General features: G+C 69.0%; 12 protein-coding genes and 1 riboswitch. Of the genes, 7 read left to right on the top strand and 5 right to left on the bottom strand.

All coding sequences use genetic code 11. From position 1 onward, the window contains the following. Nucleotides 1-16 precede the first annotated feature (16 nt). Nucleotides 17-1,189 carry an MFS transporter gene (locus tag FB561_RS26535; RefSeq protein ID WP_145811250.1) on the bottom strand — a complete coding sequence of 391 codons (1,173 nt, stop codon included), beginning with the start codon at nt 1,187-1,189 and terminating at the stop codon, nt 17-19. A 59-nt stretch (nt 1,190-1,248) separates the two neighbouring features. On the opposite strand from FB561_RS26535, the gene FB561_RS26540 reads away from it, so the two are divergent. The 5 genes from FB561_RS26540 (at nt 1,249) to FB561_RS26560 (ending at nt 4,330) form a co-directional block, all read left to right on the top strand. After that, on the top strand, nt 1,249-2,211 hold the full coding sequence (locus FB561_RS26540) for a helix-turn-helix domain-containing protein (RefSeq protein ID WP_145811252.1): 963 nt from the start codon (nt 1,249-1,251) through the stop codon (nt 2,209-2,211). A gap of 56 nt (nt 2,212-2,267) precedes the next feature. Next, complete coding sequence (locus tag FB561_RS26545; RefSeq protein ID WP_145811254.1) at nt 2,268-2,969, top strand: hypothetical protein; 702 nt, start codon at nt 2,268-2,270, stop codon at nt 2,967-2,969. Nucleotides 2,970-3,044: 75 nt separating this feature from the next. Further along, nucleotides 3,045-3,512 carry an SRPBCC domain-containing protein gene (locus FB561_RS26550; RefSeq protein ID WP_145811256.1) on the top strand — a complete coding sequence of 156 codons (468 nt, stop codon included), beginning with the start codon at nt 3,045-3,047 and terminating at the stop codon, nt 3,510-3,512. Continuing rightward, nucleotides 3,509-3,871, top strand: coding sequence for an ArsR/SmtB family transcription factor (locus tag FB561_RS26555; RefSeq protein WP_145811258.1), 363 nt, complete (start codon nt 3,509-3,511; stop codon nt 3,869-3,871). Before FB561_RS26550 ends, FB561_RS26555 begins: the two co-directional genes overlap by 4 nt. A gap of 15 nt (nt 3,872-3,886) precedes the next feature. Next, nucleotides 3,887-4,330, top strand: a complete 444-nt coding sequence (locus tag FB561_RS26560; protein ID WP_145811260.1) for an SRPBCC family protein — start codon at nt 3,887-3,889, stop codon at nt 4,328-4,330. Here the strand turns inward: FB561_RS26560 and FB561_RS26565 are convergent. Together FB561_RS26565 and FB561_RS26570 are read right to left on the bottom strand one after the other, a co-directional pair. Further along, nucleotides 4,323-5,450 (bottom strand): glycosyltransferase, encoded by a 1,128-nt coding sequence (locus FB561_RS26565; RefSeq protein ID WP_145811262.1) that lies wholly within the window; start codon nt 5,448-5,450, stop codon nt 4,323-4,325. The genes FB561_RS26560 and FB561_RS26565 overlap by 8 nt on opposite strands. A gap of 20 nt (nt 5,451-5,470) precedes the next feature. Then, a complete protein-coding gene (locus FB561_RS26570) occupies nt 5,471-6,604 on the bottom strand; it encodes a 5-aminoimidazole-4-carboxamide ribonucleotide transformylase (protein WP_145811264.1) in 1,134 nt (377 codons plus the stop codon). Nucleotides 6,605-6,630: 26 nt separating this feature from the next. Then, a riboswitch (ZMP/ZTP riboswitch) is annotated at nt 6,631-6,702 on the bottom strand. Between the two features lie 59 nt (nt 6,703-6,761). Here FB561_RS26570 and FB561_RS26575 point away from each other — a divergent pair. Both FB561_RS26575 and FB561_RS26580 read left to right on the top strand, forming a co-directional pair. Beyond that, a complete protein-coding gene (locus tag FB561_RS26575) occupies nt 6,762-7,130 on the top strand; it encodes a VOC family protein (RefSeq protein WP_145811267.1) in 369 nt (122 codons plus the stop codon). A 158-nt stretch (nt 7,131-7,288) separates the two neighbouring features. Continuing rightward, complete coding sequence (locus FB561_RS26580; RefSeq protein ID WP_145811269.1) at nt 7,289-7,630, top strand: hypothetical protein; 342 nt, start codon at nt 7,289-7,291, stop codon at nt 7,628-7,630. Nucleotides 7,631-7,782: 152 nt separating this feature from the next. On the opposite strand, the gene FB561_RS26585 is transcribed toward FB561_RS26580, so the two are convergent. Together FB561_RS26585 and FB561_RS26590 are read right to left on the bottom strand one after the other, a co-directional pair. After that, nucleotides 7,783-8,499: a VOC family protein gene (locus tag FB561_RS26585; protein WP_145811271.1), complete on the bottom strand. Its 717-nt coding sequence runs from the start codon at nt 8,497-8,499 to the stop codon at nt 7,783-7,785. A gap of 99 nt (nt 8,500-8,598) precedes the next feature. Continuing rightward, nucleotides 8,599-9,828 (bottom strand): RNA polymerase sigma factor, encoded by a 1,230-nt coding sequence (locus tag FB561_RS26590; protein WP_145811273.1) that lies wholly within the window; start codon nt 9,826-9,828, stop codon nt 8,599-8,601. Nucleotides 9,829-9,856 lie beyond the last annotated feature (28 nt).

Below are 9,856 nucleotides of genomic sequence, written 5' to 3' on the forward strand. Positions count from 1 at the left end.
CGGGGATTCTCGCAAACTAAGTGCTCACCAGCTGAGCGCTTTTCGAGCCGGTCCGCAGTCCGCGGGCCAACGCGCAGGTGACGACGAGCGAGGCGGCCGCCATGACCGACATCGACAGCGCGGGTGAGGTCAGCTGGGCGATCCCGCCGGCCAAGGCCGCGGCGACGCCCTGCATCACGAGCATCCCGGACGAGTGCAGGCCGAGTGCCTGGCCGCTCAGCTTGTCCGGGGTGAGTGCCATCAGGCGTTCCTGCATGAGCAGGCTGGCCGAGTACCCGACAGCCGAAACGGCGACCGCGGCGACGGCGAGGGTGAGTGGTGGCCGCAGGAAGAAGACCAAGTACGGGGCCGCCAGCAGCAGGTACAACCCGACGGCCAGCCGTTGTGGCCGGAAACGCCCGGCCAGGGTGTCACCGACCAGCATCCCGCAGGCCGCGGCCGCGAACAGGAGCCCCGAGTACGTCGGTGAGTACGCGACGAACAGGGACTCGCAGCCGACGATCAGCCCGTTCGGAAGCCAGAGTGCGAGGAAGACCCGGCGTCGCTGGACCGGTGAGAGCAACTCGCGGTTGTTGCGCCACGTCACGGCGACCGAGACTCGTTGGGTCGACCTCGGCGCCCGTCGGGTGAGGAAGCACCCCGCGACCACGGCGCTCCCGCAGTACAGGGCGGCACCGGTGAGCAAGGCGCCGCGGGGAGACAGGACGGCGACGAGTACGCCGCCGGTCGCGAACCCGCAGATCTGCATCACCCCGACCGACATGTTCAGCACCGACCGGCCGAGCAGGTAGCCGTCCTTGCTGAGCAGCTGGTTCAGCAGGCCCCAGCGGACCCCGCCGCCGACCGACGACACCACGCCGACCACGAACAGGATGCTGAAGGCAACGAAGACGGGCTGGCCGGGCATCGCCTGGGCAGCGGTGCCGGCGGCGAAGATCCAGCCGAGTCCGGCCAGCGCGGCCCGGGGCGGCAGCCGGTCGGCCGCCGCGAGCAGGGTCGTCATCCCGACCACCTGCGCGAGCGACGGCCCGAAGATCGCCAGCGCGGAGAGCAGGGGAGACCCGGTGGCGTCGTAGATCAGGGTGCCGAGGGCGAGGCCGCTCACGGTCTGCGCGGCGACGTTCAGCGCGGTACTGGCGAAGAAGGGCTTGAACTCCGGAGTCCGGAACAGCTCCCGGTAGGTACGCATGCGTCGGAGTGTCGGTACCGCGGCCCGTCAGAGGTTAATGTTTCGCGGGGAGGCGAAAGATGGGCTGGTGGGTGGTCAGTACCGACACGTTGGCGGGCAGCCGTTTCGTGGTGTCCGCGCTCGCGGAGACCACCTCGTCGCTGAAGACCCTGCACCGGGCCACCGCGGCGCATCCGGCCGACCGGGCCTGGCTCGACGCCCACCTCCCCGCGTACCGGGCCCGGCTGGCCGATGATCCCGTCGCGGCGGCTCTCGTCGACGTCGGACTCGGCGGCAGCTGGAACGCGGACTTCCTCACCCCGACACCGATGGGGGAGGCGCCGTTCGCCGACGAGTTGGTCGCGGTCCGGACCGCAGAGCCCGACGCGGCTCGTGCTGATCTGCGGGTATCGCTCGGTGGTGCGGCGTTGCCGTCGATTCTCGATCGCGCGGACCTGCCGGAGCGGGCGGCCGACTTGCTGGCGTGGGTCTGGTCCGAGACCGTGCTGCCGACCTGGCCGCGGCGCCGCCGGATCCTCGAGGCCGACATCGTCGCGCGGACCCGTCAACTCAGTCAGGGCGGGTGGGTGTCGGTGCTGAACGACCTCCGCCCGAGGATGCGCTGGCTCGGCGACAGCGCGCTGCAGATCAACGCGAACGACTACCCGCCGCGGTCGCTCGAGGGCGCGCAACTCTTCTTCGTCCCGGTCACCCCGGGCGCTGCCTGGGTGACGTGGTCCCGCACCGACCGGTACGCCATCGTGTACCCGTGTTCGGGCGTGCTCGCCGAGTCCGTGCGGGTGGTTCCGGACGCGCTGAGCAGGTTGCTCGGGGCCGGCCGGGCGACCGTGCTGGTCCTGCTCGGCAGCCCTAAGACGACCACCCAGCTGGTCGCACTGACCGGTCAGCCGCTCGGCTCGATCGGCCGGCACCTGAAGATCCTGCTCGACGCTCAGCTGATCCGGCGCCGCCGCGCCGGACGGACCGTGCTGTACTACCGCAGTACCGCGGGCGACTCCCTGGTTGATGCTCAGGGCAACTAAAACTTCCCCGGGAAAACAGGGGGAGACAACCGCGGATCTGCCGTTATCCTCGATCAATGGAGTGGCTGGTCTTCGCACTCACCGGGGGTGGTACCGCGCTCGCCGGGCGCTACCTCTGGGACTTGCGCGCGGCCCGGCGCCGGGCGGCCCGCGAACTGGAACAGACCCGTCTGCTCGCCGACGACGACGTGACTCACCTCGGCGAGGAGCTCGGCCGCCTGGACGCCGCGCTCTCCGGCCGCCCGCTCGACACCGAGGCGCACGCCGACTACCAGGCCGCGCTCGACTCGTACGAATCAGCTCGTCGCGCCGTCACCCGGCTGGAGTCGGCCGACGCGATCGCGAGCGTGGCGGACACGCTGACCGATGGACGGTTCGCCCTGGCGTGTGTGCGAGCGCGGGTCGCGGGGGAGCCACTGCCCGAGCGCCGGGTGCCGTGCTTCTTCAATCCGCAGCACGGGCCGTCCGCCGTGGACGTCGTGTGGACCCCACCGACCGGCGGTACGAGGAGGGTCGCCGCTTGTGCGCAGGACGCGGCACGGCTGCGGGCGGGGGAGGATCCCGTGGTTCGTCCGGTGCAGTACGTCCGGACGGTACCTACGTGGGAGGCGGGCGCGCTGATCGAGCCGTACAGCGCGAGCTACTTCGCCAGCAGCAGCGCCCGAGCGGCCGTGATGGGGTTGTCGATGGACCTGCGCGGCGAGGGCGGCGGGCGCTGGGGCAGCCCGTGGCGCCGGCGCGGGCACCCGAGCGATTAGAGCAACCGATGGTTGCGTGAAGCCGGTCTCGTGGTCTACCGTGATGTGCAACCAAACGTTGCGAAAGGGTAGGCCATGGAGTACGGCAGCATCGAGCGCGAGATCCACGTCGACGCGTCCCCCGAGGTGGTCTTCGAGGTCATCAGCAGTCCCGTCCATCTCAAGGAGTGGTGGCCCGACGAAGCCGAGCTGGACCGGGCGACGCCGGGCGGGGTGGGGCAGCTGGTGTTCGGCGAGCCGGGCTCGCCCGACGCGCTGGCCGAGCAGTTCACCGTCGTGGACGCGGATCCGCCCCGGCTGTTCTCGATCCGCTGGCTCTATCCCGAGGGCGCGGCGCCGGGACCGGGCAACTCGCTGCTGATCACGTTCGAGCTGGTGCCCACCAGTGGCGGGACGACGGTGCGGCTGACCGAGACCGGATTCCGTGAGCGGGGCTGGGAAGCCGCGGTCCTCGAGGAGGCGTACCGCGATCACGTCACCGGCTGGGACACCTTCGTTCCGCGGCTCGGTGAGTACGTCAAGCGGCTGGCGGCGAACCGATGAGCGTCACCGTCGACGACGACCTGTGGTCCGCGATCGGCGATCCCACCCGGCGCCGGATGCTCGACCTGCTGCTCACCGGCGGCGCGGGCACGGCCACCACCCTCAGCGAGAACCTGCCGGTGACCAGGCAGGCCGTCGCCAAACACCTGGGCGTGCTGGACCGCGTCGGCCTGGTCCACGCCACTCCGGCCGGCCGGGAGAAGCGGTACCAGGTGGACGAGGCACAACTCGCCCGCGCGGTCGCGCAACTGACCACGGTCGGCGCGACCTGGGACGCCAGGCTCCGCCGCATCAAGCGCATCGCCGAGGCGATCCAGCGCAGCAAGGAACAGAGCAAGGAACAGTCGGAAGACCTTTAGGAAAGCGAGAACATCATGGTGGACATCCTGCACAGAGTCGGTATCAAGTCGTCCCCGGACGCGGTCTATCAGGCGCTCACGACGCCCGACGGACTCGCGGGCTGGTGGACCAGGGACACCGAGGGCGACGGCGACGCGGGAGGCGTACTGCGGTTCCGGTTCGGCGACAAGGGCGGCTTCGACATGAAGGTCCTGGAGAGCGTGCCGGACAAGCGCGTCCGCTGGGAGGTGATCGGCGGGCCTGAGGAATGGATCGGCACGACCGTGAACTGGGACCTCCGGCAGGACGACGACTACACGACGACCCTGTTCAAGCACGAGGGCTGGCGCGAGCCGGTCGAGTTCATGCACCACTGCAGTACCAAATGGGCGACGTATCTGATCAGCCTGAAGTCCCTGGTCGAGACCGGCGAGGGCGCCCCTGACCCGGACGACACCAAGATCGACAACTTCAACTGATCACCCCTTCGATCAGGGGGAGGATCTGGTCGACGTCAGGCAGCTCGTCGTACTCGGCCTGGAGCTGCCTGGCCGCCTCCCGGTAGGTGCGGTCCGCGAGGACGGCTGTGACTGCGGCGGTGACCTCGGCCGGGGTGACGGTGACGGCGTCGAGGACTCGGCCGAGCCCGAGGTCGAGTACTCGCCGGGCGTTGTGAGGCTGGTCCGCGCCGAGGGGAAGCAGGACCGACGGGAGACCGTGCGCGATGGCTCCGGTGAGACTGCCGGAGCCGCCGTGCGAGACCACGAGATCGCAGTGCGGGAGGAGCTCGTCCTGCGGGATGTACCGCTCGACGCGCACGTGGTCGGGCTGCGGACCGAGTAGGGCGGGATCGTTGCGCTCGCCAACGGTCACGACCACGTTCGCCGGTACCTCGCGCAGGCCGGCGAGGACCCGGGAGAACAGGTCGTCGGTGTCCGGCTGGAAGAGCGTCCCCAGGGTGAAGTAGACGGTCTTGGTGGATCCCTCCGCTGACCGTTTCGGGGCCGTCGGCCGGAAGGACACCGCCGTCGCGGGGAGCGGGAACGCCGGATCACGGAAGCTCGGCGGGAACGGGGACAGCACCAGGTCCCGGTCGAGCATGATGAGTTCGGGGTCCGGCGGCAACTCGTGCTCGGCGCGGATCTCGTGCAGCGGCTCGACCAGAAGTTCCTTGCGGAGAAGCGACCCGGCCGCGAGGACGAGGACGTTCACACACGGGATCCCTAGCCGTTCCGCGGCGATGGCGGCCCCGAAGTCGGCCTCGTCCCGCACGATCAAGTCCGGCTTCCACTCACCCGCGATCCCGAGCAACGCTCCCGCATGCCGCCGAGCGCCCCGCCGCCCGAAAGCCTCGCTGAAATGCCGCTCCTCGGCAGCCGTATCAACAGCCTCCAACGGCTCCGGCACAGGAGCGGGCGCATCAGCAGGCCGCGGCCCACTGGTCGGAAAGACAACAAACCCCTCCGCCGCAATCCCCGGCGTCACCTTCCCCGACCCAGCGACAGCCACCGTATGCCCAGCCGCCTCCAAAGCCCGAGCCACCGGCACCAAGGGCCGAAAATGCCCCAGCCCCCCGATAAAAGAAACCAAGATGCGCATCCGCCGAACCTTACCGGTGGTCAGTGGTGAAACAGGCGGAGGCCGGTCTGTACGTGCTCGATCCCGTGGGTCGCGGCGCACGCGACGATTTCGTTGGTCCGCAGCGATCCGCCGGGTTCCACGATCGTGGAGACCCCCGCGGCCGCGGCGTACTCGACATTGTCAGAGAACGGCAGGTAGCCGTCGGACGTCATGGTGACGCCGGCGAAAGACGCGATCCACTGGTCCCGCCAGCCCACTTCGTCGTACTGCCTCCGCGCCTCGTCGCCGAACAGCGTGGCGAACTCCGAGAGCTGGACTGTCGTCATCTCCTGGCCCGCGAAACGGAGCTGCCAGTTGAGGCGATCCTGACGCCCCATCTCGTCGACCTCAGTCAGATGGTCGACGAAGGGATGCCGCCGGAGCCACCAGGTGCGCGCCTTCGCGGCGGCCAGCCGTACGCAGTCGACCCGGTTCTGCTGACCGGCACCGATGCCGATCGCCGCTCCGTCGCGGACGAAAGCCACGGAGTTGGACTGGGTGTAGCGCAAGGTCACCAGACCGAGCAGCGCATCGGCCCGGGTGGATGCGCGGAGCGCGCCGCCGTCGGGGAGTACGGAGGCGATGGGCACGGCGTCACGTTCCTGTTCGATCGTGAGCCCCAGGACGTCTCGGCGTTCGACGGCCGGTGGGATGCACGTCGTATCAGCCTCGAGTACCAGGAACCGCCCGCCACGCTTGGAGGCGAGTGCAGCGGCAGTACCTGGCTCGAATCCGGGCGCGATCACGGCGTCGCAGATCACCGTGCGAAGGAACTCCGCAGTGGTCGGATCGACCGGACGCGACAGTGCGACGACGTCGCCGAACGACGACTTGGGATCTGCGTCGCGGGCCCGGACATACGCCGACAAGAGGCTGTCCGGCTCGACGCCGGTCACCCGCCAGAGGTTCGCGGCGGCCGGGTCGACGGTACCGGCGACGGCTGCACCCGCGGGCGACACATGCTTGAAGGAGGCCGCCGCAGGCTTTCCTGTCGCGAGGTCGGCCTCACGGACCAGTTCGAAGGCGTTCAGCGCGTCGAGGTAGTTGATCATCGACGGCTCGCCGTTCAGTACGCGAGGCCCTTGGCCGGCGACGATCGAGGCGGACTGGTGCGGATTCATCCCGTAGCGCATGTGACGTGTCCCTCCGGCTGTTCTCGAAGGGGCACCCAGGCGGTCGATGCCACTCGTTCGCTCCACGCCGGTCAGCTCCGGCCACGCCAGTCGCGGCGCTCACGATACTCCCGCTCCACAGCCCTGGAGACGCCCGGCGTTCAAATAGGGTGGCTGGATGAGTGGTGGAGATGTGGCGGTGCCGGTGGTCGACTCGGTGGCTTTCGACTGTTTGGATCCGGAGCGGGTGGTGGGGTTCTGGCAGGGGTTGCTCGGGGGTGAGGTGCGGGCGCAGCACGGGGTGCTGGAGTTGCGGGGTGGGCGGGTTCGGTTGGACTTTGCCGGCGTTCCGGAGGGGAAGGACGTCCGGAAGAACCGGGTGCACCTCGACCTCTACGTGCCGCCGGAGACCAAGGAGGAGGCGATCGAGAAGGCGCTGCGACTTGGTGCCACCCGGGCCGACGACATCTACGACGGTGAGCTGTGGCAGGTCATGCGGGACCCCGAGGGCAACGAGTTCTGCTTCGTCTGGGGCGCCGCGAGCTAGGTCAGCCCCAGATCGGGGATACTCGACCGCCCTGGAAGGAACTCGGGATGGTCGATTGGCTGGAGCGGGAGATCGGTGAAGGTCAACGGTAAGAAGGAAGCTAGGACGGTGTTCAGGGTCAGGTTTGGCGACCGGAAGTTCGACTTTCGGCACGGTCCATGGCGCTGACACGAGCACGGTTCATCGAGGAACTGAACCGTCTCGCAAGTACGCATCCGAGCCTGCTCTGGAGTGAGAGAATCATCGAGTACGCGCCGGAAGTATCGGATTTCGTGCTGACGACCGATGGGCCGGTCACGATCGTTGTTTCGGTTCGAGACGACCTTGATGTCGCACGCGTCATGGTGGACGAGCATGTCTTCGACTTCGTGCCAACAGTTGAGCTACACGATTTTCTGGCGGCAGTGTTCTCCGGACGCTGGGAGGTCTTACCGAAGCGTGGGATCCTAACCCCTGGCCGAATGGTGGTTCGCTCGGGAGAGCGACTCTGGGAGTCGTGAGTGCCCGCGCTACCGGCTCGGCTCCGGGTGGGGAGTTCCTCGCTCCCCTTACGGATCAGGTGTCGGCCGGAGGGCCAACAGTCTGACCTATGAGCAATCTCCAAGAGTGCTCAGCCTGGTAACTGAGGGCCGCGAGACGTGATCCCAGGTCCCTAGCGGGGTGAGAGGACGGTGAACTCGTTGCCGTCCGGGTCTGCCATCCAGATCGCGGCGTCGCCGGTGTCGAGGCCGAGGCGGGTCGCGCCCAGGCCGACGAGGCGTTCGGCCTCGGCCTGCTGGTCGCTGCCGGCCGGGGGTGCGAGATCGAGGTGGAGGCGGTTCTGGCCGTACTTCGGGGCCACCGGCGGACCGCCCCAGGTGATCTTCGGGGTACCGGGCCTTGCCTGGATCGCGGTCTCCTCGTCCTGGTCCCAGACCAGCGGCCAGTCCAGCGCCTTGCTCCAGAAGTACCCGACCGCCTGCGTTCCGTCCGACGCGATCGCGCCGAGGAATCCGCAGTCGGCGAGGAAGTTGTTCCCCGGCGGAATCACGCACAGCTCGTTGCCCTCGGGATCGGCGAGTACCACGTGGCCTTCCTCGGGAAGCTGGCCGATGTCGATGTGCCGGCCACCGAAGTCGAGCGCCCGCGCCACCGTCGCCTGCTGGTCCTCCAGCGACGTGCTGGTGAGGTCGAAGTGCATCTGGTTCGGCGTGCTCTTCCGCTCTTCGGTCGGCACGATCCGCAGCCGGAACCCGCTGTCGTCCTTCGCCGGGACGAGGATCCCCTCGGCGTCCTCGACCGGTTCCGTGCCGAAGACGCCGCCCCAGAACCGCGCCACCACCCGCGGGTCGTTGGCTCCGAAACACACTGCGAACAGGTTGGAACTCATGCCACTCCGATCACCGATGGGCCGATTCCCGCACGCTAAACACCGGAAACCTTTCCCCGCAAAGGGTTTAGGCCAGGCTCGAAGTGACGCCATGACGGGCTAAACGCTCAGCTGGTCACGACGGCGGGTCAGGTACGCGGTTTCGGCGGTATTGCCGGCCAGCTCGATCGCCTGGTCGTACGCGTCCCGCGATTCCTTGCTGCGACCCAGCCGGCGCAAGAGGTCGGCCCGGGTCGCGTGGTACGCGTGGTACCCGGCCAGCTTGTCGCCGATCGCGTCGACCGCGGCGAGGGCGACCTCCGGTCCGTCGAGCTCGGCGACCGCGATGGCCCGGTTGAGGATCACGATCGGGGACGGGTCGAGCCGCGCGAGCTGGTTGTACAGGGCCACGATCTGGGTCCAGTCGGTGTCCCGCACGTCGCGCGCGGAGGTGTGGACGGCGCCGATCGCGGCGAGGATCTGGTACCGACCGGGCGGCATCCCGGTCGCCAGGCGTTCGCGGACCAGCTGGTGCCCTTCGGCGATCAACCCCGTGTCCCACGAGCCGCGATCCTGCTCGTCGAGGGAGACCAGCTCGCCGCTCGCCGAGATCCGCGCGGTACGCCGGGCGTCGGTGATGAGCATCAACGCGAGCAGCCCGGCGACCTCGCCGTCCTCGGGCAGCAGTCCACGAATCAGGCGAGTGAGCCGGATCGCCTCGTTGGTCAGGTCCTGCCGGACCGGATCGGTGTCGGACCCGGTCGCCAGGTACCCCTCGTTGAAGACCAGGAAGAGCACACCGAGGACGCCGGCGACGCGGGTCGGCAAGTCCTCCGCGGACGGCACCCGGTACGGGATCCGCGCGGCCTTGATCTTGGCCTTCGCGCGGGTGATCCGCTGGCCCACGGCGGACTCCTGCGCGAGGAAGGCGCGGGCGATCTCGGGCACGGTCAGCCCCCCGACCATGCGCAGCGTCAGCGCGACCCGGGTCTCCATCGACAGGGCCGGGTGGCAGCAGGTGAAGATGAGCCGGAGTCGCTCGTCGTCGATGACACCGAGAGGCTCGGGCGGGTCGTCGTCGGACAACAGCTGAGCCTCCTTGTGCTTGTCGTCGCGCTTGCTCTCCCGCCGGATCCGGTCGATCGCCTTACGGTTCGCGGTCGTCGTCAGCCAGGCGCCCGGGTTCGGCGGGACGCCGTCCTGCGGCCATCGCGTCACGGCGACCGCGAACGCCTCGGCCGCGGACTCCTCGGCGATGTCGAGATCGCCGAACCGCCGGGCCAGGGCGGCGACCACGCGCGCCCATTCGTCACGATGCGCGGCCGTGATCGCGTCGTCGATGTCGGTCACGCAGCCGACAGTAGCCGGTCCGTCGACG

This window comes from Kribbella amoyensis, from assembly GCF_007828865.1.
In the GTDB taxonomy this organism is placed as follows: domain Bacteria; phylum Actinomycetota; class Actinomycetes; order Propionibacteriales; family Kribbellaceae; genus Kribbella; species Kribbella amoyensis.